At 72.2% G+C, this 22,754-nt stretch carries 19 protein-coding genes; 14 read left to right on the forward strand and 5 right to left on the reverse strand.

Going from position 1 to position 22,754, the window contains the following annotated elements; translation table 11 throughout:
* Nucleotides 1-184: 184 nt before the first annotated feature.
* The gene (locus tag ADK54_RS27040; RefSeq protein WP_053728387.1) at nucleotides 185-1,507 is read right to left on the reverse strand and encodes an SWIM zinc finger family protein; all 1,323 of its coding nucleotides are present in this window, start codon (nucleotides 1,505-1,507) and stop codon (nucleotides 185-187) included.
* Nucleotides 1,508-1,635: 128 nt separating this feature from the next.
* On the opposite strand from ADK54_RS27040, the gene ADK54_RS27045 reads away from it, so the two are divergent.
* The 5 genes from ADK54_RS27045 (at nucleotide 1,636) to sucD (ending at nucleotide 8,553) form a co-directional block, all read left to right on the forward strand.
* A complete protein-coding gene (locus ADK54_RS27045) occupies nucleotides 1,636-2,772 on the forward strand; it encodes an ATP-binding protein (protein WP_053728338.1) in 1,137 nt (378 codons plus the stop codon).
* A complete protein-coding gene (locus tag ADK54_RS27050) occupies nucleotides 2,769-5,081 on the forward strand; it encodes a DUF5682 family protein (RefSeq protein ID WP_053728339.1) in 2,313 nt (770 codons plus the stop codon). Before ADK54_RS27045 ends, ADK54_RS27050 begins: the two co-directional genes overlap by 4 nt.
* 8 nt (nucleotides 5,082-5,089) lie before the next feature.
* Entirely contained in the window at nucleotides 5,090-6,235 is a 1,146-nt protein-coding gene (locus tag ADK54_RS27055; protein WP_199827039.1) for a VWA domain-containing protein, read from the forward strand.
* A gap of 232 nt (nucleotides 6,236-6,467) precedes the next feature.
* Nucleotides 6,468-7,646 carry an ADP-forming succinate--CoA ligase subunit beta gene (gene sucC / locus ADK54_RS27060; RefSeq protein ID WP_053728341.1) on the forward strand — a complete coding sequence of 393 codons (1,179 nt, stop codon included), beginning with the start codon at nucleotides 6,468-6,470 and terminating at the stop codon, nucleotides 7,644-7,646.
* 22 nt (nucleotides 7,647-7,668) lie between these two features.
* Nucleotides 7,669-8,553 (forward strand): succinate--CoA ligase subunit alpha, encoded by an 885-nt coding sequence (gene sucD, locus ADK54_RS27065; protein ID WP_053728342.1) that lies wholly within the window; start codon nucleotides 7,669-7,671, stop codon nucleotides 8,551-8,553.
* A gap of 88 nt (nucleotides 8,554-8,641) precedes the next feature.
* On the opposite strand, the gene ADK54_RS27070 is transcribed toward sucD, so the two are convergent.
* Complete coding sequence (locus ADK54_RS27070) at nucleotides 8,642-10,219, reverse strand: sigma factor-like helix-turn-helix DNA-binding protein (RefSeq protein WP_053728343.1); 1,578 nt, start codon at nucleotides 10,217-10,219, stop codon at nucleotides 8,642-8,644.
* Between the two features lie 173 nt (nucleotides 10,220-10,392).
* Between ADK54_RS27070 and ADK54_RS27075 the strand changes: the two genes are divergently transcribed.
* Nucleotides 10,393-12,435: a DUF6350 family protein gene (locus ADK54_RS27075; protein WP_053728344.1), complete on the forward strand. Its 2,043-nt coding sequence runs from the start codon at nucleotides 10,393-10,395 to the stop codon at nucleotides 12,433-12,435.
* Nucleotides 12,436-12,448: 13 nt separating this feature from the next.
* Here ADK54_RS27075 and ADK54_RS27080 read toward each other — a convergent pair whose 3' ends face one another.
* Nucleotides 12,449-13,216 (reverse strand): hypothetical protein, encoded by a 768-nt coding sequence (locus ADK54_RS27080; RefSeq protein ID WP_053728345.1) that lies wholly within the window; start codon nucleotides 13,214-13,216, stop codon nucleotides 12,449-12,451.
* Between the two features lie 272 nt (nucleotides 13,217-13,488).
* Between ADK54_RS27080 and purN the strand changes: the two genes are divergently transcribed.
* The gene (purN, locus tag ADK54_RS27085) at nucleotides 13,489-14,157 is read left to right on the forward strand and encodes a phosphoribosylglycinamide formyltransferase (protein WP_053728346.1); all 669 of its coding nucleotides are present in this window, start codon (nucleotides 13,489-13,491) and stop codon (nucleotides 14,155-14,157) included.
* A complete protein-coding gene (gene purH / locus ADK54_RS27090; RefSeq protein WP_078966662.1) occupies nucleotides 14,084-15,718 on the forward strand; it encodes a bifunctional phosphoribosylaminoimidazolecarboxamide formyltransferase/IMP cyclohydrolase in 1,635 nt (544 codons plus the stop codon). Before purN ends, purH begins: the two co-directional genes overlap by 74 nt.
* 103 nt (nucleotides 15,719-15,821) lie before the next feature.
* On the opposite strand, the gene ADK54_RS27095 is transcribed toward purH, so the two are convergent.
* Nucleotides 15,822-16,448, reverse strand: coding sequence for an RDD family protein (locus tag ADK54_RS27095; protein ID WP_053728348.1), 627 nt, complete (start codon nucleotides 16,446-16,448; stop codon nucleotides 15,822-15,824).
* A 205-nt stretch (nucleotides 16,449-16,653) separates the two neighbouring features.
* Here ADK54_RS27095 and ADK54_RS27100 point away from each other — a divergent pair, with 205 nt between their 5' ends.
* The 6 genes from ADK54_RS27100 (at nucleotide 16,654) to ADK54_RS27125 (ending at nucleotide 22,368) form a co-directional block, all read left to right on the forward strand.
* Nucleotides 16,654-17,514, forward strand: coding sequence for a bifunctional methylenetetrahydrofolate dehydrogenase/methenyltetrahydrofolate cyclohydrolase (locus tag ADK54_RS27100; protein WP_053728349.1), 861 nt, complete (start codon nucleotides 16,654-16,656; stop codon nucleotides 17,512-17,514).
* Nucleotides 17,515-17,533: 19 nt separating this feature from the next.
* Nucleotides 17,534-18,031 carry a DUF3017 domain-containing protein gene (locus ADK54_RS27105; RefSeq protein ID WP_053728350.1) on the forward strand — a complete coding sequence of 166 codons (498 nt, stop codon included), beginning with the start codon at nucleotides 17,534-17,536 and terminating at the stop codon, nucleotides 18,029-18,031.
* A 217-nt stretch (nucleotides 18,032-18,248) separates the two neighbouring features.
* The gene (locus ADK54_RS27110) at nucleotides 18,249-19,418 is read left to right on the forward strand and encodes a sensor histidine kinase (protein WP_053728351.1); all 1,170 of its coding nucleotides are present in this window, start codon (nucleotides 18,249-18,251) and stop codon (nucleotides 19,416-19,418) included.
* Nucleotides 19,415-20,083 carry a response regulator transcription factor gene (locus ADK54_RS27115; RefSeq protein ID WP_053728352.1) on the forward strand — a complete coding sequence of 223 codons (669 nt, stop codon included), beginning with the start codon at nucleotides 19,415-19,417 and terminating at the stop codon, nucleotides 20,081-20,083. The genes ADK54_RS27110 and ADK54_RS27115 overlap by 4 nt, the downstream gene beginning before the upstream one ends.
* 125 nt (nucleotides 20,084-20,208) lie before the next feature.
* On the forward strand, nucleotides 20,209-21,168 hold the full coding sequence (locus ADK54_RS27120; RefSeq protein ID WP_053728353.1) for a helix-turn-helix domain-containing protein: 960 nt from the start codon (nucleotides 20,209-20,211) through the stop codon (nucleotides 21,166-21,168).
* Between the two features lie 210 nt (nucleotides 21,169-21,378).
* Nucleotides 21,379-22,368, forward strand: a complete 990-nt coding sequence (locus ADK54_RS27125) for a malate dehydrogenase (protein WP_053728354.1) — start codon at nucleotides 21,379-21,381, stop codon at nucleotides 22,366-22,368.
* 63 nt (nucleotides 22,369-22,431) lie between these two features.
* Here ADK54_RS27125 and ADK54_RS27130 read toward each other — a convergent pair whose 3' ends face one another.
* Nucleotides 22,432-22,746, reverse strand: coding sequence for a hypothetical protein (locus ADK54_RS27130; protein WP_053728355.1), 315 nt, complete (start codon nucleotides 22,744-22,746; stop codon nucleotides 22,432-22,434).
* Nucleotides 22,747-22,754: the final 8 nt, after the last annotated feature.

The raw sequence follows: 22,754 nt of genomic DNA on the forward strand, positions 1-22,754 counted from the left end.
GGTACCTCCTCATACGTCGCGCAGTTCCGCCCGCCGAAAATCCCCCCAGCACCAGCGCTCCTCCTTGCGGGGGCACCCCACCACGTCCCCACCCGGCCGGAGTCGCGCCCGCCCGTAGTGCCTCGATGACCGTTCAGACACCTCCTTCGCCTCCTTGTGGGGAGGCGCGGCGCCTGCCTGCACGTCATGGCAGCGCTACTGCCTGCCTTGCTCCATCAGGCCACGCCGCCAGCGGGGTGAAGCCTCTGTGGCCGCATTCGCCGAAGACCCTGATCGGGGCGCCTCCGGACAGGGCTACCAGCTTCCACAGAGCCGGGCGCGCTCCCGGCGGCACCGGGAGGGCCAACTCGTTGTTGGCATCAGCTAGTTGCCAGTCGTCGGCGCCATCCTTCGGGGGGATCGGTATCGCCCCGGTCAGCGTCATCGGGTACGTCTCCAGCCACGGGTCGTCCAGGAGGGCTTGGCCGTACCGCTCGACCGCTTCGGTCACCGTGCCGCCCGGGGGCGGGCCCTCGGGGGTGGTCGGAGTGCCGTACCGCTCGCCCAGGGCGGCCCTTAGCCGGCCCGCACCCGGGTACGGCGTCAGGTCGGCGTCCAGCGCCAGGCCCACCGGCAGCGCGATCCCCGGAGCTCGGCCCGCCGCACCGAAGTCCAGGATCAGCGCCGAGCGGCCCGACTTCTCGCCGTACAGCCAGATCCGGCGCGTCGTGAGCTTCGCGTCGGCCGTGTCGTACTGGGCGAGGACCTGCCAGCTGTCGCGGATCGCCTGTCCTTGTGGAGCGGTGGGGACGCCCATGCGCGAGCGCACCGTCGCGGCCAGGGAGTCCGGCAGCGCTTCCCGGCCGAGCCAGGCGCGGTCCAGGAGGTGCAGCAGCGCGCACTCTTCGAGCAGACGCATCGGCCAGCCCGGGCCCGAACCCGGTATCGCGCCCAACTCCCTTACACGTGAGGCAAGTCCTGGCGCCTGGGCGTCGACCATGCGGGCGGCCGTCTCCTCCCACAGGCCGTATCCCGGACGCTCCGCCGCCGCAAGCCCGCCGCTCAGCAGGTCCGAGAGTCGCTGCTCCAGTTCTGTGGCGCCCGCCGTGATCCGGTCGGCTCGTTTCTCCGCCCTGCGGTTGGCCGCCTCAACTGGATCATTTTCGCGTTTGGTTGGGGGCTGATCCGCTCTTCCCTTCAGCCACTGCTCCGCCCAGTCCGGTGCCGACCCGTCCGGCACCGTCTGCTCGTCCGCCGACCAGAGGAGCAGCAGGCCTATCGCGTGTTTGCACGGGAACTTCCGGCTCGGGCAACTGCATTTGTATTTTTGGTTATTTGTGTCGATCACTGTTTGGTACGGCTTGCTGCCGCTGCCCTTGCACAGGCCCCACACCGCCCCCGCGCCGTCGCACCCGCTCTCCGACCACGGCCCGGCCGTGCCGAGCCCGCTTCCCGCCTTGCGTGACGCATCGTCAGGTGCCAGTGCGAGCACCTGCTCCGACGTCCAGCGCACCCCCTGCTGAGTCATGTCCCCGAAGGTACGGGTGGCCACTGACAATCGGCTCTGACCTGCGGCGAAGGGCCATTGTCAGTGCCGTGGTGCACGGTTGTGACCACAAGCCGGTCGAACGTCTCGAACGATCTGGAGGGGGAGTCATGGCTGTGTCCGAAATCGAGTCCGCGAACACCCGATCCCGCGCGGAAGCCGCTACGGAAGAGGCTCTGCGGCCGCATGCCGAGCATGCCTTCGCGGGGGAACTCGCGGCGCTTGCCGCGGCTGATGACCGGCCGAGGCCCGTCCGTTGGCGGCTCTCGCCCTGGGCGGTCGCCACCTATCTGCTCGGCGGCACCCTGCCCGACGGCACCGTGATCACGCCGAAGTACGTGGGCCCGCGCCGCATCGTCGAGGTCGCCGTCACCACCCTCGCCACCGACCGCGCGCTACTCCTGCTCGGCGTCCCCGGCACCGCCAAGACCTGGGTGTCCGAGCACCTCGCGGCCGCCGTCAGTGGCGACTCCACGCTGCTCGTGCAGGGCACTGCGGGCACGCCGGAGGAGGCTGTTCGGTACGGGTGGAACTACGCGCGGCTGCTCGCCCACGGGCCGAGCCGCGACGCGCTCGTGCCCAGTCCGGTGATGCGGGCCATGGCGCAGGGCATGACCGCCCGGGTCGAAGAGCTGACCCGCATCCCCGCCGACGTCCAGGACACGCTGATCACGATCCTGTCCGAAAAGACGCTGCCCATCCCGGAGTTGGGCGCCGAGACCCAGGCCGTACGGGGCTTCAATCTGATCGCCACCGCCAACGACCGCGACCGTGGTGTCAACGAGCTGTCCAGTGCGCTGCGGCGGCGCTTCAACACGGTGGTGCTCCCGCTGCCCGCCACCGCGGACGCCGAGGTCGACATCGTCTCGCGCCGCGTCGACCAGCTCGGCCGCTCGCTCGATCTGCCCTCTGTGCCTGATGGGATCGCGGAGATCCATCGGGTTGTCACTGTCTTTCGCGAACTGCGTGACGGGGTCACCGTTGACGGCCGCACGAAACTCAAATCCCCTTCCGGGACGCTCTCCACGGCCGAGGCGATCTCCGTCGTGACCGGCGGCCTCGCGCTCGCCGCCCACTTCGGCGACGGCGTGCTCAGGGCGGGCGACGTGGCCGCCGGCATCCTCGGCGCGGTCGTGCGCGACCCGGCGGCGGACCGCGTCATCTGGCAGGAGTATCTGGAGACGGTGGTCCGCGAGCGGGACGGCTGGAAGGACTTCTACCGCGCCTGCCGCGAGGTGTCCGCATGACAGGGCCCCTGCTGCTCGGGGTGCGGCACCACGGGCCCGGGTCGGCGCGTGCGGTGCGGGCCGCGCTGGAGGCCGCCCGGCCGCGGGCCGTGCTCATCGAGGGGCCGCCCGAGGGTGATGCCTTGGTGGCTCTTGCCGCCGACGAGGCCATGCGCCCGCCCGTCGCGCTGCTCGCCACTGTCGTCGACGACCCGGCGCGGGCCGCCTTCTGGCCCATGGCCGAATTCTCGCCGGAGTGGGTGGCGATCCGGTGGGGTCTGGAGCGCGGGGCGCAGGTGCGTTTCATTGATCTGCCCGCCGCTCATTCGCTGGCGGTGGAGAAGGAGTCGGCGGAGGAGGGCGGGGCGCGGGTCGACCCCCTTGGCACGCTTGCCGAGGCCGCCGGGTACGACGATCCGGAGCGCTGGTGGGAGGACGTCGTCGAGCACCGTGACGCCGCGGCGGACCCCCGGGCGCCGTTCGCCGCGCTCGGCGAGGCCATGGCCGTATTGCGCGAGACCTACGGCGATGGCGGTCATGGGATCGATCTGGTCCGCGAGGCCTATATGCGTCAGCAACTGCGGGCCTCGATAAGGGAGTTCGGGGATCAGGTCGCCGTTGTCTGCGGGGCCTGGCACGTGCCCGCGCTCGCCGGGAAGTTCACCGTGGCCGCCGATCGCGCCCTGCTCAAGGGGCTGCCCAAGGTCAAGGCCGAGCTGACCTGGGTCCCTTGGACGCACCGCAGGCTCGCCCGGCGCAGCGGCTACGGCGCGGGGATCGACTCGCCCGGCTGGTACGGGCACCTCTTCAGCGCCCCCGACCGGCCCATCGAGCGCTGGATGACCAAGGTGGCCGGGCTGCTCCGCGCGGAGGACCGGCAGGTCTCCTCCGCCCATGTCATCGAGGCCGTCCGGCTCGCCGGGACGCTCGCCGCGCTGCGCGGCCGCCCGCTGCCCGGCCTCGCCGAGACCACCGACGCCGTACGGGCCGTGATGTGCGAGGGCTCCGACGTGCCGCTCGGCCTGATCCGGGACCGGCTGATCGTGGGGGAGGTGCTCGGCGAGGTGCCCGACGCCGCGCCCGCCGTTCCGCTCCAGCGCGATCTCGCGAGGGCTCAGCGAAGCCTACGGCTCAAACCGGAGGCACTGGAGCGGGAGTTGGAGCTCGACCTGCGCAAGGACACCGATGCGGGGCGCAGTCGGCTGCTGCACCGGCTGCGGCTGCTCGGCATCGGCTGGGGCGAGCAGACGCAGGCCCGCTCCACCGGCACCTTCCGGGAGAACTGGGGGCTGCGCTGGGAACCGGAGCTGTCGGTGCGGGTCGCCGAGGCCGGGGTGTGGGGCACCACCGTCCTGGCCGCCGCCACCGCCAAGGCCGGGTCGGAGGCGGCCGCCGCGACCGCCCTCGGCGAGATCACCTCGCTCGCCGAGCGCTGCCTCCTTGCCGAACTGCCGGACGCGCTGCCGGTGGTGATGCGCGCGCTCGCCGACCGGGCCGCGCTCGACACGGACGTCGCCCACCTCGCCCAGGCCCTGCCGGCCCTCGCCCGCACGCTGCGCTACGGAGACGTGCGCGGCACCACGACCGCGGGGCTCACCGAGGTCGCGGCAGGCCTCGCCGAACGCATCTGCGTGGGACTGCCACCCGCCTGCGCCGCCCTGGACGCGGACGGCGCCGCCGAGATGCGCACCCATCTGGATGGCGTCCACACCGCCATAGGCCTCCTCGCGGACGCCGAAGCGGGCGGGCTCCGCGAGCGCTGGTCCGCCGTGCTCGGCCGGCTCGCCTCGCGCGACACCGTGCCCGGGATCATCCGCGGCCGCGCGGTGCGGCTGCTGCTCGACGACGGGCGGATCGAGAACGAGGACGCGGCCCGCCACATGAACCTCGCGCTGTCACCGGGCACGCCGCCCGCCGACGCGGCCGCCTGGATCGAGGGGTTCGTCGGCGGGGCCTCCGGCGGCGGCATGCTCCTGGTGCACGACGAGCGGCTGCTCGGCCTCGTCGACGGCTGGCTGACGAGCGTGGCGCCGGACGCGTTCACCGACGTACTGCCCCTGCTGCGCAGGACGTTCGCCGCCTATGAGGCGGGGGTGCGGCGCACGCTCGGGGAGCTGGTGCGGCGCGGTCCGGCCGTGCGGTCCGGCTCCGGTGACGCCGCCGTACCCGGATTCGGGTCCGGGCTCGATGCCGCCCGCGCCGACGCCGTACTCCCGCTGATAGCCCTCCTGCTGGGACGGGACGGATCCAGTGACCCCGATGGAATGGACAGCCTTGGCAGACCTGACGGCCTCGATGACTCCAACTGCCTTGCGGGGGTGGGAGATTGACGACCAGCATGCGACCAAGCGCTGACGAGCGGCTGCGGCGCTGGCGGCTCGTGCTCGGCGGTGAGCCCGGCGCCGAGGGGACCGGCTGCGCGCTCGCCGGGCAGGACGCCGCCATGGACGGCGCGCTCGCCGCGCTCTACGGCGGCGGCAGGAGCGGGGGCAAGGACCGCGGCGCCGGGCTCGGGGCGTCCGCGCCGTCCGTCGCGCGCTGGCTCGGCGACATCCGTACGTACTTCCCGAGCTCGGTGGTGCAGGTCATGCAGCGCGACGCCATCGAGCGGCTCGGGCTCGCCACGCTCCTCCTGGAGCCGGAGATGCTGGAGGCCGTCGAGGCCGACGTCCATCTCGTCGGCACCCTGCTCTCGCTCAACAAGGCGATGCCCGAGACGACGAGGGAGACCGCGCGGGCGGTGGTGCGCAAGGTCGTCGAGGACCTGGAGAAGCGGCTCGCCACCCGCACCCGGGCCACCCTCACCGGCGCCCTCGACCGCAGCGCCCGCATCAGCCGGCCCCGCCACCGCGACATCGACTGGGACCGCACGATCAGGGCCAACCTCAAGAACTACCTGCCCGAGTACAACACCGTCGTGCCCGAGCGGCTCATCGGGTACGGGCGGGCCGCGCGGGGCGTGAAGAAGGACGTCGTGCTGTGCATCGACCAGTCCGGGTCGATGGCGGCGTCCGTCGTCTACGCGTCGGTCTTCGGCGCCGTGCTCGCCTCGATGCGGTCGATCGCGACCCGCCTGGTGGTCTTCGACACCGCCGTCGTCGACCTCACCGACCAACTCGACGACCCCGTCGACGTCCTGTTCGGCACCCAGCTCGGCGGCGGCACCGACATCAACCGGGCGCTCGCCTACTGCCAGTCGCAGATCACCCGTCCTGCCGACACCGTGGTCGTTCTCATCAGTGATCTTTACGAGGGCGGGATACGGGACGAGATGCTCAAGCGCGTCGCCGCGATGAAGGCGTCCGGGGTGCAGTTCGTGGCCCTGCTCGCGCTCTCCGACGAAGGCGCCCCGGCCTACGACCGCGAGCATGCGGCGGCCCTGGCCGCGCTTGGCGCCCCCGCCTTCGCCTGTACCCCGGACCTGTTCCCCGACGTGATGGCCGCGGCGATCGAGCGGCGGCCGCTCCCGATACCCGAGGCGTGAGCGAGGTCATACCTGGGCGCGCCCTGAGCAGGCGATCTGTGACAGGTATCACCGCTCAGGTGTGATCCCTGATTTAGGGACCTACGTCCTGCGGAGATAACCTGCGAGACGGACATGCCGCGTACTCGGACACCGTGTACGCCTCCCTCAGTGACAGCGCCGTCACGTTGCCCTTCGCGGCACGCCCAGCAGACAACGGAACCGCGATACCACTGAAAAGGGACGGACGCGCGTGGACCTGTTCGAGTACCAGGCGAGGGACCTCTTCGCCAAGCACGGTGTACCGGTGCTGGCCGGTGAAGTGATCGACACGCCTGAGGCGGCGCGCGAGGCCACTGAGCGTCTCGGCGGCAAGTCGGTCGTCAAGGCGCAGGTGAAGGTCGGTGGCCGCGGCAAGGCCGGCGGCGTGAAGCTGGCCGCCAACGCGGACGAGGCCGTCGCCCGCGCGACGGACATCCTCGGCATGGACATCAAGGGCCACACGGTCCACAAGGTGATGATCGCCGAGCTGTCCCCGGAGATCGAGGCGGAGTACTACGTCTCGTACCTCCTCGACCGCACCAACCGCACCTTCCTCGCCATGGCGTCGGTACAGGGCGGCATGGACATCGAGGAGGTCGCGGAGAAGACCCCCGAGGCCCTCGCGAAGGTTCCGGTCAACGCCGTCGAAGGCGTGGACATCGAGAAGGCGCGTGAGATCGTCGCCCTGGCGAAGTTCCCGGCCGACGTGGCCGAGGGCGTCGCCGAGGCCATGGTGACCCTGTGGAAGACCTTCGTCGCCGAGGACGCGCTCCTCGTCGAGGTCAACCCGCTGGTCAAGACCAAGGACGGCCGCATCCTGGCCCTCGACGGCAAGGTGTCCCTGGACGAGAACGCCGAGTTCCGCCAGCCGGAGCACGAGGCCCTTGAGGACAAGGCCGCGGCCAACCCCCTTGAGGCGGCAGCCAAGGCCAAGAACCTCAACTACGTGAAGCTCGACGGCGAGGTCGGCATCATCGGCAACGGCGCGGGTCTCGTCATGAGCACCCTGGACGTCGTCGCGTACGCCGGTGAGAACCACGGCGGCGTGAAGCCGGCCAACTTCCTCGACATCGGCGGCGGCGCGTCCGCCCAGGTGATGGCGAACGGCCTGGAGATCATCCTCGGCGACGCGGACGTCAAGTCCGTGTTCGTCAACGTCTTCGGCGGCATCACCGCGTGCGACGAGGTCGCCAACGGCATCGTCCAGGCGCTGGCCCTGCTCGCCGAGAAGGGCGAAGAGGTCACCAAGCCGCTGGTCGTCCGTCTCGACGGCAACAACGCGGAGCTGGGTCGCAAGATCCTCAGCGACGCCAACCACCCGCTGGTGCAGCGCGTGGACACCATGGACGGCGCGGCCGACAAGGCCGCCGAGCTCGCGGCTGCGAAGTAAGGGAAGAGGTTAAGACACCACCATGGCTATCTTCCTCACCAAGGACAGCAAGGTCATTGTCCAGGGCATGACCGGCGCCACGGGCATGAAGCACACCAAGCTCATGCTGGCCGACGGCACCAACATCGTCGGTGGCGTGAACCCCCGCAAGGCCGGCACGACCGTCGACTTCGACGGCACCGAGGTCCCGGTCTTCGGCTCCGTCAAGGAAGCGATGGAGAAGACGGGCGCCGACGTCTCCGTCCTCTTCGTGCCGCCGGCCTTCGCCAAGGCCGCCGTCGTCGAGGCCATCGACGCCGAGATCCCCCTCGCCGTGGTCATCACCGAGGGCATCGCCGTCCACGACTCCGCCGCCTTCTGGGCGTACGCGAAGGCCAAGGGCAACAAGACCCGCATCATCGGCCCGAACTGCCCGGGTCTGATCACCCCCGGCCAGTCCAACGCCGGCATCATCCCGGGCGACATCACCAAGCCGGGCCGTATCGGCTTGGTGTCGAAGTCCGGCACGCTGACCTACCAGATGATGTACGAGCTGCGCGACATCGGCTTCTCGTCCGCCGTCGGCATCGGTGGCGACCCGGTCATCGGCACCACGCACATCGACGCGCTCGCCGCGTTCGAGGCCGACCCCGAGACCGACCTGATCGTCATGATCGGCGAGATCGGCGGCGACGCCGAGGAGCGTGCGGCCGACTACATCAAGGCCAACGTCACCAAGCCGGTCGTCGGCTACGTCGCGGGCTTCACCGCGCCCGAGGGCAAGACCATGGGCCACGCCGGCGCCATCGTCTCCGGCTCCTCCGGCACCGCCCAGGCGAAGAAGGAGGCCCTGGAGGCCGCCGGCGTCAAGGTCGGCAAGACGCCGACCGAGACCGCCAAGCTCGCGCGCGCCATCCTCGGCAGCTGAGCACCGCCTCGCGTAGCGGGGACGCATGAAGGGCCCGCACTCCTCGGGGGGTGCGGGCCCTCGTGCGTCCGCGTACGGGAACGAGCGGTCAGCGGATGTCGACGACCAGGCGATACGGGCCGCGGGCCGGTTCCTTGCGCAGCTTGTCGCGCAGTTCGACGTCCTCGCTGGTCAGCCGCTGCGGGCCGCTGTTGACGGGGACGCCGGAGACGCGTTCACCGGCCGGCACCGGGAGCACGTGGTAGTGCGGCACCGTCACCACGGTGAACATCGTCGCGCCGACGATCAGCGTGGTGAAGGCGATCGCGGCCCGGGTCCAGAACCGGCGGCGCCGCTCGCTCCCGGTGCGTACGACCGGAGCGGACGGCAGCGCGGTGACGGAGGCCGGCCCGGCGGACGCGAGGTCGGCGATGCGTTCGCGCAGCACGGACGAGAGGGCCTCCGGGCTCTTGGCCCCGGCCGCCTCGGGCACCCGGCGGGCGATGGCGTCCCGGGCGTGCAGCAGGCGGCTCGCGGCGGCCGGGGTGCTGGCCTCCGTCTCGGCGGCGGTCTCCGGCAGGTCGAGCCCGAGGCCGTCGTACAGGAGCACCGTGCGCCGGTAGGCGGGCGGGAGATCGAGCAGCGCGTCGAGCAGCGCCCGGCGTTCGGGCTCGGCGGGCGGCTGGTCGGGGTGCTTGTGGGCGCGCCGGAAGCGGTGCCAGGGGGCCATCGCGTATTCGTACGCCGCCGTCCGCACCCACCCCGCCGGGTCGCGGTCGGTGGCGACCGCGGGCCAGTTCTCCCAGGCCAGATGGAAGGCGCGCTCCACCGATTCGCGCGAGAGCCGGGTCCGCCCGGTGAGCAGATAGGTCTGCCTGGCGAGGTCGGGGGCGATGGAGCAGTACAGCGCGTCGAACGCCTCGGCGGCCGTGAGCGGGCCCGGCACGGCCCGCTGCCCGGGGTGCGCTTCCGCGGGCGGGACGGGCCCCTTGGGCGGGGTCCCGGCGTCTGGATCGGTCTCGGTGTGGGTCCCGGCGTCGGGCTCGCCTGCCGCCGCCTCCGACTCCTCGGTGTCGTGGGGCTGCTCCGGCAGGATGCGGGCGGCGTCCCCGGGCGGGGCTCCCGCGCCGGTCGGCGCGCCGGGCTTGAGTACTTCCTTGGCGGGGACGGGCACGGAGGCGGCCGGAGCCGGGGCCGGGTGCTCGTGGCGGGTGTGCGGGGTGGCCGGGGGTTTCGCGGCCTTCTTGGCGGCCGGCTTGGGGCGGGTGTTGGCGGCGTGCGGCTTCGCGGGCTGTTTGGCCCCCTTCGCAGGCTGGGCCCGGGCGGCGGTGGCCGGACGCGCCGAGTCCTGTTCGCCGGAGTCGGAGCCGTCGTTGGGGCTGCCGTCGGACCCGGCCCCGGAGCAGGACTCGGAGCCGTCGTCGACGTCGAGGTCGTCCTGCTCGGCCACCGCTGTCATCTCCGCCTCGATGGCGGCGAGCAGCCGGGCGTAGTGCTCGCCCTTGCGCCCACGTGGCGTTGTGCGGCCGGTCTCCCAGGAGCGCACGGTCGCCCGCGTGACGCCGACGGCCGTCGCGACCTGCGCCTCGGTCAGGTCCTTCGCCTCCCGCAGGCGGCGCCGTTCCTTGGGGGTGGGCAGGGGGGGCCTGGCATCGGTGTCATTGGTATCGGCCGTGCTCTGTGTCATGAAGGCTCCCAGGGCTCCCCGCGAAGGCCGTAGCGGCTGTTGCACCCGTGGCGACGCAGCTCGAAACACCCCGGGTGAAAAAGTACATAACCGTATATTGAGCGACACATCGGCCATTCGCCGGTTACGCGAAGAAAGCGCGTGTCGTTGGCAGCATGGCTCGGGTGACCCAAATGACCGACCGCAGCCTGCCGTTGCTTTCCGCCCAGGCGCGCTCCTCCGTACTCGCCACCTGTTCGCTGCGCGGCGCGATCGCGGCGGGGGTCGGGCTCGGCGCCCTGGCCGTGCCCGTGATGCTGCTGTGGATCACCTCCCCGTACCCCGACAGCGGCCTTGGCGGCGCCCTGCGCACGGCCACCTCCCTGTGGCTGCTCGCCCATGGCGTGCAGCTGGTCAGGCCCGAAACCCTGACCGGCACGCCGGCGCCGGTCGGCGTCATGCCGCTGCTCCTGGCGGCGCTGCCCGTCTGGCTCGCCCACCGCGCGGCCCGCGACGCGCTGATGCCCGACGAGGACGAGGCGTACGAGGACGACAGCCTCGGGCCGCTGCCTCCCGGTTGGCCCGTGTTCTGGGGGGTGACCTGCGGATACCTCGTGATCGCGGTGGCCGCCGTGCTGTACGCGGCCGCCGGACCCATGCCCGCCGCCCCGCTCAGCGCGCTGCTGCACCTGCCGCTCACGGTGGCGCTCGCGGCCGGGGCCGGCGTCTGGACCGCGCACGGCCGACCGCTCGGACCGCTGCCCGACCGTGTTCCGGCGTGGGTGCGGGGCGCGCTGCTGGCCGCTCGTACGAGTGCTGCCGCACGGTCCGCCGGGGCCGCCACCGCGGTGCTGCTCGGCGGTGGCGCGCTGCTCGCGGCGGCCGGGGCCGCCTGGCACTTCGGCGTCGCCGAGGACGCGTTCCTGCGGCTCGCGGAGGACTCGTCGGGGCGGCTCGCGCTGCTGCTGCTCGGCGTCACGCTGGTGCCGAACGCGGCGGTGTGGGGCGCGTCGTACGGGCTCGGGCCCGGCTTCGCCGTCGGTACGGGGACGCTGGTGGGCCCCCTCGGCGTGGTGGGCACGCCCGCGCTGCCGCACTTCCCGCTGCTCGCGGCGGTGCCGACGGGCGCGCACGGGTCCTGGTGGAACTGGGCGGCGGTGATGGTGCCGTTGGCGGCTGGGGTGGTGCTGGCCCGGTTCACCGCGCGGGCGGCCGTGGCCGGGGGCTGGGGGCGCCGGGAGACCGCGTGGGCGGCCCTGCTCGGGGCCGTGCTGTGCGGGTGCGCGCTCGCGCTGCTCGCGGCGCTGGCGGGCGGGCCGCTGGGCACGCGGGGGCTGGCCGTGCTCGGGCCGGTCTGGTGGCGTACCGGGGGCGCGGCGCTGCTGTGGGCGGCGGTCGTGGGGGTGCCGGGGGCGGTGATCCTGCGGGGTTGCCGGAGGCGGGAGGCTTCCTTCGAGCGGCGCTCCGTGCGGGCCAGGGTCGTGGGGGTGTTCGCGTGGCGGTCGCGCCGCAAGCCGGCCGCGCCGGTGGTCGCGGCCGGCGGGGCCGACCGCGACTACGACTTCCTGCCGGTGGGCGGGGGCGGGCTGTGGCACGAGGACGGGGCGCGGGAGGCTCGGTGGGCGGCGCTCAAGGAGGCGTCGGGTGGGCTGATGGCGGACATTCCGCCGCCCGGGGGCGGGGCGGATTCTCCCGAGCCCGGCCCCTTCCCGAAGAGCGGCTCCGGCCCGGACGCCGCTCCTCAATCGCCGGAGGGGCTGGAAGCCGGCGCTGAGTCTGGGCCGGAGGGCGATTCGGGGTTGCGGTTCGGTTCCGGGTGGGGAGCGGGTCTGGCTTTGCCGGAGATTCCCGCGCGGCCGGCGAGCCCGCCGGGGCTGGGGAACCGGGGCTTCGTCCGGGACCCGGCTCCTCGATCGCCGGAGGGGCTGGAGGCCGGTCCTGGATCGGCGCCGGGAGGTGACACCGGAGGCGACGAGCCCGTGCCGGCACCCGCCCCGAAATCCGGCCCCGCACTCGAACCCGCCCCCGTACGGGAAGACGACGCCCCACGCGAGGTCGACCCTGCACGCGAAAGCGGCCCTGCACGCGAAGGCGACCCCACCCCGAAACCCGGCCCCGCACCCGAGGGTGCCCCTGCACTCGAACGCGACCCCGCACCTGAGCGTGACCCCGCACCCGAGCACGACCCCGACCGCTCGCCGGACGGCGCCGAGACGCAGCGCGGGGCCGTCGAGTAGCGCCCCGCGGGAGCTACTCCTTCACCCCGAACAACGGCACCAGCTTCTCCGGGAGGAGGTCGTTGCAGGCCAACTGGCCCGACTTGGTCAGGGCGTCGTCCACGCACGTGTAGTAGTCGCGGTACACGATCTGCATCGTGTAGGTCGACGCCACCACCGTCAGGGCGAGGACCGCCGTGACCAGGCCCGTCACCGCCGCCGTCATCTGCGGCCTGCCCTGCGGCGGCGCCGGGGCGGCGGGAGCCGGGGACGTGGCGGACGGCGCCTGCGGGGGCTTCGGCTTGGCGCGCAGGGAGCTGATCGCCCAGTACAGGCCGAGCGCCCCCAGGAGCAGGGCGACCTCCGGCATGTCGAACAGGGCGAAGAAGAACGCCCACATCCCGGACAGCAGCGCGTAGCGGGCGCGGCGCTGGGCCGGGTCCGTGGGGTCCCAGCGCAGGCCGGGCGGGGGCGGCGGGTTCTGGCCCGGGCCGCCCTCCGGACGCTCGGGGCGCTGGCCGAAACCGCCGGGCGCGCGGCCGGGCTGCTGGTTGCTCCACTGGCTGCCCCACGGCGAACCCTGGGGGTTTTCGCCGCCCTCGCCCGGTACCGGGCGCCGCGGCTGCCAGGGCTGGTCGGGGCGGCCCTCGGGCGGCGGGGCGAAGGGGTTGTCGTCGGCGGGGCCCGCTCCGGTGCCGCTTCCCGTGCCCTCCGGTCCCGAGTTCCCCGGGTCCGTCGAATGAGGGGAGCCGGGGGTGGAGGACTGGCGGGCTGCGAACAGCTGGTGGCGTCGGTCCGGCATCTGGTGAACGTCTTCCCCTCGGACCCACGACCGGCCGGTCGGGCCAGGGGGTCACATCTCGCATGTAAGTGAAACAAGTCAGTGAGACAGGTCTCGTCTCGCGGCGTCCTCCCAGACGCTACCTGGCGGTCCGGCCCCCGTCCCGTGGGGGCCGTCCGGTGTGCCGGTATCGTTGCTGACGGTCGGCGCTTTCGTAGAGTTCCCCGTATCGAGGGGCACGATTCGTTCGTACGACCACACAAAGACGTACGACCGCGAGAAAGAGCCCCGCTGTGGCCTCCCCGCCCCCCTCCGCGTCCACTTCCCCGCCCGAAACAGGGCGCCCTGCCCGCCTTGTGGTGCTTGTGTCCGGGTCCGGCACGAATCTGCAGGCCCTGCTCGACGCCATCGCCGCCGATCCGCACGGATACGGCGCCCAGATCGTGGCCGTCGGCGCCGACCGGGATGCCATCGCAGGTCTGGAGCGCGCCGAGCGGGCCGGGATCCCGACCTTCGTCTGCCGGGTCAAGGATCACGGCTCCCGCGAGGAGTGGGACGCGGCGCTTGCCGCGGCCACCGAGGCGTACGCGCCGGACCTGGTCGTCTCGGCCGGGTTCATGAAGATCGTGGGGAAGGAATTCCTCGCCCGGTTCGGGGGGCGTGTGGTCAACACCCACCCCGCGCTGCTGCCCAGTTTTCCCGGAGCCCACGGCGTACGCGACGCGCTCGCGTACGGCGCCAGGGTGACCGGGTGCACCGTCCACTTCGTCGACGACGGCGTCGACACCGGCCCGATCATCGCCCAGGGCGTGGTCGAGATCCGGGACGAGGACGATGAAGCCGCTCTGCACGAGCGGATCAAGGAAGTCGAGCGACGGCTGCTCGTCGATGTCGTGGGGCGCCTGGCCCGTAACGGCTACCGCATTGAGGGACGAAAGGTTCAGATCGGTGAACTCGGTTAGTACGGACACCGTCAAGCCCATCCGGCGGGCGCTGGTCAGCGTCTACGACAAGACGGGCCTTGAGGAGCTGGCGCAAGGGCTGCACGCGGCCGGGGTCGAGCTGGTGTCCACCGGGTCGACCGCCGCGAAGATCGCCGCCGCCGGCGTGCCGGTCACCAAGGTCGAGGAGCTCACCGGGTTTCCCGAGTGCCTCGACGGCCGGGTCAAGACGCTGCACCCCAAGGTGCACGCGGGGATCCTCGCCGACCTGCGCCTGGACGCCCACCGCGCGCAGCTCGACGAGCTCGGGGTGCGCCCCTTCGAGCTGGTCGTCGTGAACCTGTACCCGTTCAAGGAGACCGTCGCCTCCGGCGCGAGCCCCGACGAGTGCGTCGAGCAGATCGACATCGGCGGCCCGTCGATGGTCCGCGCCGCCGCCAAGAACCACCCCTCGGTCGCCGTGGTCACCAGCCCGCAGCGGTACGCGGCCGTGCTCGACGCCGTCAAGAACGGCGGCTTCGACCTGACCGCCCGCAAGCGCCTGGCGGCAGAAGCGTTCCAGCACACCGCCGCGTACGACGTGGCCGTGGCGTCCTGGATGACCAATGTGTACGCGCCCGAGGAAGGCGGCGCCCAGCTGCCCGAGTTCCTCGGCGGCACTTGGGAGCGCAAGTCCACGCTGCGCTACGGCGAGAACCCGCACCAGGCCGCGGCCCTCTACACCGACGGTCAGCCGGGCGGGCTCGCCAACGCCGAGCAACTGCACGGCAAGGAGATGTCCTTCAACAACTACGTGGACACCGAGGCCGCGCGCCGCGCCGCCTACGACCACGACGAGCCGTGCGTCGCGATCATCAAGCACGCCAACCCGTGCGGCATCGCGATCGACGCCGACCTCGCCGCGGCCCACCGCAAGGCCCACGAGTGCGACCCGCTCTCCGCGTTCGGCGGCGTCATCGCCGTCAACCGGCCGGTGACGGTGGCGATGGCCGAGCAGGTCGCCGAGATCTTCACCGAGGTCATCGCGGCCCCGGACTACGAGGACGGCGCCGTCGAGGTGCTGGCCCGCAAGAAGAACATCCGGGTGCTCAAGGTGGACGGCACCCCGCACCAGCCCGGCGACCTCAAGGCGGTCTCCGGCGGCGCGGTGCTCCAGCAGACCGACGTCTTCCAGGCCGAGGGCGACGACCCCGCGAACTGGACGCTGGCCAGCGGTCAGGCCCTGTCCGAGGCCGAGTTGAAGGAACTCGCCTTCGCCTGGATCGCCTGCCGGGCCGTCAAGTCCAACGCGATCCTGCTCGCCAAGAACGGAGCCTCGGTCGGCGTCGGCATGGGCCAGGTCAACCGGGTCGACTCCGCGAAGCTCGCCGTCGAGCGGGCCGGCGAGGAGCGCGCGCGGGGCTCGTACGCCGCCTCCGACGCGTTCTTCCCGTTCCCCGACGGCTTCGAGATCCTGGCGAACGCCGGGGTCAAGGCCGTGGTCCAGCCCGGCGGTTCGGTCCGCGACGAGCTGGTGGTCGAGGCTGCGAAGAAGGCGGGCGTGACGATGTACTTCACCGGAACGCGCCACTTCTTCCACTGATCCCGCACAGGAGCCGGGCACGCGTTCGCCCGCGTCGGGCTCCGGTACGCGGAAGGCCGCACCCCAAGTGCGGGGTGCGGCCTTGTGGACCGGCCGGGGCGGGTCAGGCGGACTTGACCACCACGGTGGAGCACACCTTGTCGGCGAAGGTCTGCTTCTTGGTGTCCCACAGCGGCCAGAGCCAGCCGAGGTAGCAGGCGATGCTGTCCAGGAAGTGGGCGAGCCGGCGCACGAACGCCATGCCGAAGCCGATCGGCTGGCCGTCGCTCTCGCGGAGCAGCTTGATGCCGACGGCCTTCTTGCCGGGAGTCTGGCCGGTGGTGCCCTCCTGGTAGAGGAGCCAGAGCATCAGGCCGATCAGGGCGACGAAGCCGAGCAGCGCCAGGAAGACGCCGACGCCCTTGCCGATGGCGCCGCCGATGCCCGCGAGCAGGCCGTACGGGACGCCGATGATCAGGCCGTCGATGATGGTCGCGCCCACGCGCTGGATCCAGCCCGCGTACGGCGGCATGCCACCGGCGAAGCCGAGCGGCGCCTGGGGGTAGCCGTAGCCCTGCGGGGCCTGCTGCGGGTAGCCGTAGCCCTGCGGCGGGACGCCCTGCGGGGCCTGCTGGCCCTGCTGCGGGTAGCCGTAGCCGGGCTGGCCCTGCTGCTGGCCGTACGGGTTGCCGCCCTGCGGGGGCTGCTGGGGCTGCTGCCCGTAGGGGTTGTTCGGGTCGCCGAAGCTCATGACGGATTTTCCTCCGTTGGTGTTGCGGGGACGACGCGGCCCGAGCGGAGGAATAGCTGTTCTGAGCGGATTGCCCCCCGGCACTGCCCGCGGCACTGCGCGGGTCATCGTTCTAAATGAGACATAAGTTTGTCCAGCCGGTTGCTGGATGTGTTGTGCAAGTGCAACTTGGGCGATCATGCGTCGCCCTGAAAGAATGGGAAACATGACCGCCCAGATTCTCGATGGCAAGGCCACCGCCGCAGCGATCAAATCCGAACTGGCCGTCCGCGTGGCGGCCCTGAAGGAGCGGGGCGTCACGCCCGGCCTGGGGACCGTGCTCGTCGGGGAGGACCCCGGCAGCCAGAAGTACGTCGCGGGCAAGCACCGCGACTGCGCCGAGGTCGGCATCGCCTCCATCCAGCGCGAGCTGCCCGCGACCGCGACGCAGGACGAGATCGAGGCGGTGGTGCGGGAGTTGAACGAGGACCCCGCGTGCACCGGCTACATCGTCCAGCTGCCGCTGCCCAAGGGCATCGACGAGAACCGCATCCTGGAGCTGATGGACCCGGCCAAGGACGCCGACGGTCTGCACCCGATGAACCTCGGGCGCCTCGTCCTCAACGAGCCGGGCCCGCTGCCCTGCACCCCGTACGGCATCATCCAGTTGCTCCGCAAGCACGGCGTGGAGATCAACGGGGCCGAGGTCGTCGTGGTCGGACGCGGTGTCACCATCGGCCGTTCCATGCCGCTGCTGCTCACCCGCCGCTCCGAGAACGCGACGGTCACCCAGTGCCACACCGGCACGCGCGACCTGTCGACGCACCTCAAGCAGGCCGACATCGTCATCGCGGCGGCCGGCGTTCCGCACCTCATCAAGCCGGAGGACGTGAAGCCGGGCGCGGCCGTGCTCGACGTCGGCGTCAGCCGCGACGAGAGCGGCAAGATCGTCGGCGATGTGCACCCCGGCGTCGCCGAGGTCGCCGGCTGGCTCTCGCCGAACCCGGGCGGGGTCGGCCCGATGACCCGCGCCCAGCTGCTCGTCAACGTCGTCGAGGCGGCCGAGCTCGCCGCCGACGCGGGCTGACCGGAAAGGCCTGAGCCCCATGGGTGCTGGTACGAGTCCCGAGCCGGCCAAGGACGCGGAGCCGTCGGCCGCGCCGGGCGGGTCCACCGCGGACGCGCCCTCGGCGCGGCCCCGCAAGGGCGGCTCGCGGCGGTTCCCCTCCGTCACACGGGACACCGCACGCCCCGAGGGCGGCGGCCGTGCCGCACCCGGCGACGCCTCCGCGCCCGCCCGCCAGTGGCCGCTGCTCTCCGTCCTGGTCGCGGTCGGCTTCGGGCTCCTCATGGTGGCTACCGAACCGTTCGGCCAGGCCTTCCGGGTCGGGCTCGTCATCATCGGCGCGGCCCTGCTCGCGGGCGCGGCCCTGCGGTGGACGCTGCCGTCCGTCGGCATGCTGGCCGTACGGTCCCGCTTCACGGACATCACCACGTACGGGGTGCTGGGCCTGGCCATCGTGCTCCTGGCCCTGATGGCCCAGCCCCGGCCCTGGCTGAACGTGCCGTTCCTTGAGGACGCGGTTCATTTCACGGTCAGGTAGGGCGTGGTACCGGACGGCCCCGCACTCTCCCCCGGGTGAGTGCGGGGCCGTCCGCCGTCCCGCCGGTGGAAAACTACGACAGGTGCGGCACCCCGTCGTCCCGCACCGGGTTGAACTCGCCCTGGAACAGCGGCAGTACAGGCCTGATCCCCTACAACTCCCGCAGTACTGCGATGGGTTGACGTCCTCGTGGCCGTGCCGGGGTTACCCTGCGACGATGCGGATCCGCCCCCAATTCGCCGATGCGCTCATCGCCGTGGCCCTGACCGGTGCCTCCGCGGTGCTCGGCAGGGAGTCCGGGAGCCAGGGCTGGGATCCGCTGGGCGCCCGGGGATATCTGCTGGTCGCGCTGGCCGGGCTGCCGCTCGCCTTCCGGGTGCGGGCGCCGCTGGCCGTACTGCTGTGGACGCACCTCGTCTTCGTCGTGTACGTGGCCGGCGGGTACTGGCCCGTCGTGGCCACCTTCGGGCCGATGCTCTCGCTGTACACGGTGGCGTCCCTGTGCGCCCTGCGTACGGCGGTGGCCTGCGGGGTGCTCATGGTGGGGGTCTGGATCTACGCCGGGGTGGCGGCGGGCCCGCGCGGGTCCATGGCGTCCGTCGTCACCCAGGCCCTCGTGTTCGCGCTCGTCCTGCTCCGCTTCGGGGCGCTGGCCCGTCGCTCCACCGAGCTCGCCCGCCAGCTCCGGCGCGAACAGGCCGAGCGGGCGCGGCGCGAGGTGGCCGCCGAACGCGGCCGGATAGCACGGGAGTTGCACGACGTGGTCGCCCACCACATGTCGGTGATCTCCGTGCAGGCCGGGCTCGCCGGATTCGTCTTCGCCTCCGATCCGCCCACTGCCCGGGCCGCGCTCGCCACCATCTCCGGCACCAGCGCCGAGGCTCTGGAGGAGCTGCGCCGGATGCTCCAGGTGCTCCGCGAGGCCGAGGACGGGGCGCCCGCTGACCCCATGCCGGGCCTGGACCGGATCGGCGAGCTGGCCGACCGCATCCGGGCCGGCGGCATCCCCGTCACCGTACGCACCCTGGGCACCCCGCGCCCGCTGCCGCCCGGCGTCGAACTGTGCGCCTACCGCGTGGTGCAGGAGGCGCTCACCAACGTACTCAAACACGCCGGAAAAACCCGGGCGGAGGTCCAACTCCATTACAAACAGCATGAGTTGACTGTTTCGGTCATCGATGAGGGCGAGGGCGTCGAGCGGGAGGGGGTGATTTCGGACAGAGTGCGTACGGGTGGTGGACACGGCTTGATTGGCATGCGAGAGCGGGCCAAGCTCTACGGCGGGTCGATCAGCATCGGCCCGCGGAGCGAAGGCGGGTTCGCCGTGACCCTGACCCTGCCGACCTCCGCAGGGGCGCTTTCGGGGGAAGAAGACGCATCGGGATGATCAGGGTGCTCGTCGTCGACGACCAGTTCCTCATCCGGGCCGGACTGGTCGGACTGCTGAGGGCCGCGCCCGGAATCGAGGTGGTCGGCGAGGCGGGCGACGGCGCCGAAGCCGTGCGCCAGGCCGCCGCGACCCGCCCCGACGTGATCCTCATGGACATCCGGATGCCCGGTACGACCGGCATCGAGGCCACCCGGCGCATCCTCGCCGAGGCCCCCGACCCAGCGCCGCGCATCCTCATCCTGACCACCTTCGACCTCGACGAGTACGTCTACCAGGCGCTGCGCGCCGGGGCCGCGGGCTTCCTGCTCAAGGACTCCGGGCCCGAGCGGCTGCTCGCGGCGGTCGCCGCGGTCGGCGGCGGCGACGGCCTCTTCGCCCCCAGCGTCACCCGTCGCCTGGTCGAGGCCTTCGCCTCCAGCACCGGCCGGCCCGGCGACGAACCGCCGCCCGAGATCGGCGCGCTGACCGCCCGCGAGACCGAGGTGCTGCGCCTCACCGCGCGCGGCATGTCGAACCTGGAGATCGCCGACCAGCTGTTCATCAGCGAGGCCACCGTCAAGACCCACCTCAACCGCACCATGAGCAAACTCGACCTGGACAGCAGGGCCCAGGCGGTGGTGGTGGCGTACGAGACCGGCCTGGTCACCCCGGGCGGGGTTTAGACACCGGCTCCGAACGTCCCCACCCGCCCCAAGTCACCTCCTTCGTCCCGGTGCGCACCACTGCGGGAACTGACATCCTGGGCCCGTGCATCCCTGGGGGTAGTGACGGAAATTTGGGGGGAGCGATGCCTCGCTGGAAGGCGCTGCCGGAGGAGCTCGACCCGCAGGTGCGGGAGTTCGCGAGCCAGCTGCGCAGGCTGGTGGACCGCAGCGGGCTCAGCGTCGCCGCCATAGCCGACCGGACCGGGTACAGCAAGACGTCCTGGGAGCGGTATCTCGGCGGCCGCCTCCTCGCCCCCAAGGCGGCCGTGCTCGCGCTCGCCGAGGTGACCGGCACCAATCCCGTCCATCTGACCACCATGTGGGAGCTGGCCGAGCGGGCCTGGAGCCGCTCCGAGCAGCGGCACGACCGCACCATGGAGGCCCCCCGGGTCGCCCAGGCGCGCGCCGCGCTCGGCGAGTTCGGTCCTGCCGAGGCGCCGGGCGGGGCGCGCGCCCAGTCGCCCAGCGCGGGGCTCACCGACCGGCGGCCGAAGCAGGCGAAGCAGTGGGCCCCCAAGCCGCCCGCCGGGCCGGGCCACAACCGGCGCCGGATCGTCATGTTCCTGGCCGGGGTGGTCGGCGCGCTCCTCGTCATCACGTCCGCCGTGCTCCTCACCGACCTCGGCAAGAGCGACGGCAAACCGCAGGCAAAGCCCACCCCGAGCCACTCCGCGTCGTCGTCCGCGCTGCCCGCCGGGGTCAAGTGTGTGGCCGCCTCGTGCACCGGCCAGGACCCCGAAGCGATGGGCTGCACCGACAAGTTGGTCCAGACGGTGGGCAGCGCCAAGGTCGGCGTCTCGGTCGTCGAGGTGCGCTACAGCAAGACGTGCCGGGCCGCCTGGGCCCGCCTCAAGCAGGTAGCCCCGGGGGACCGGGTGCAGATCAGCTCGGGCGGCACGGCGGGCGACGCGGTGGTGGCGGACGCGTACCGCGACACGTACACCAAGATGCTCGCCGTGGACGGCCCGGCGGCCGCGAAGGCGTGCGCCACGCTGAAGAGCGGGAAGAGCGGCTGCGCGGCCGGAAAGGCCGCTGCCCATTGAGGGCGAGCGGCCACTACCGGTCAATGATCGATCAGCGTGAGGCGTCCCACAGGTGTACGGGGGTGTGGGACGCCCAGGGTCGGATAGCCTGACCGCTGGACATCTCTTCACGTCAAGATTCAGACGGTCGCACGTCAGGTTTCCGGCGTACGGGGTGCCCGGAAACGAGGGGCAACCCCCCACCACCCGCTGTTTCTAACGGAGATCGCCATGACCCGCACTCCCGTGAATGTCACCGTCACCGGCGCGGCCGGCCAGATCGGCTACGCGCTGCTCTTCCGCATCGCCTCCGGTCACCTGCTCGGCCCGGACGTGCCGGTCAACCTGCGCCTCCTGGAGATCACCCCGGCCCTGAAGGCCGCCGAGGGCACCGCCATGGAGCTCGACGACTGCGCCTTCCCGCTGCTGCGCGGCATCACCATCACGGACGACGCCAACGTCGCCTTCGACGGCGCCAACGTGGCCCTGCTCGTCGGCGCCCGCCCGCGCACCAAGGGCATGGAGCGCGGCGACCTGCTGTCCGCCAACGGCGGCATCTTCAAGCCGCAGGGCAAGGCCATCAACGACAACGCCGCGGACGACATCAAGGTCCTCGTCGTCGGCAACCCGGCCAACACCAACGCGCTCATCGCGCAGGCCTCGGCCCCGGACGTACCGGCCGAGCGCTTCACCGCGATGACCCGTCTGGACCACAACCGGGCGATTTCGCAGCTGGCGAAGAAGACCGGCACCACGGTCTCCGACATCAAGCGCCTCACCATCTGGGGCAACCACTCGGCGACGCAGTACCCGGACATCTTCCACGCGGAGATCGCGGGCAAGAACGCGGCTGAGGTCGTGGGCGACGAGCAGTGGCTGGCCGACGAGTTCATCCCGACCGTCGCCAAGCGCGGCGCCGCGATCATCGAAGCCCGTGGCGCGTCCTCGGCCGCCTCGGCCGCCAACGCCGCCATCGACCACGTGCACACCTGGGTCAACGGCACCGCCGAGGGCGACTGGACCTCGATGGGCATCCCGTCGGACGGCTCCTACGGCGTCCCCGAGGGCCTCATCTCCTCCTTCCCGGTCACCGTGAAGGACGGCAAGTACTCGATCGTCCAGGGCCTGGACATCAACGAGTTCTCCCGCAAGCGCATCGACGCCTCCGTCAAGGAGCTCGCCGAGGAGCGCGACGCGGTCCGCGAGCTCGGCCTCATCTGAGCCGAGCAGCAAGCGCATCCACGAAGCCCCGGCAGCCACTGCCGGGGCTTCGCCCGTTCCCGGCTACCGCACCGCGTCCTTCGTCAGCTGTACGGCGGAGAGCAGGCTGAGCTCCGGCCGGGCGTCGCGCAGCGCCTTGACCGCGCGCACCGACTCGTCGTCCGGGCCCGTGTAGCCGACTGAGGCCCGCTGCTCGCGCACCCAGCGCCCGCGCAGCTCGCGGTCCGGCACGGCCGCCGCCTGCTCGGCGATCTGGAGGGCCGCCTCAAGACCGGGCCGCTCTGCCTCGCCGGCGCCCTCCAATGCCTCCCGCAGCGCCCGCGCGATGTCGTCCGCGTCGCGCAGCGCCAGGACCGAAAGCTCCCTGCGTCCGAACATGAAAACTC

This window comes from Streptomyces sp. WM6378, from assembly GCF_001279695.1.
In the GTDB taxonomy this organism is placed as follows: Bacteria; Actinomycetota; Actinomycetes; order Streptomycetales; family Streptomycetaceae; genus Streptomyces.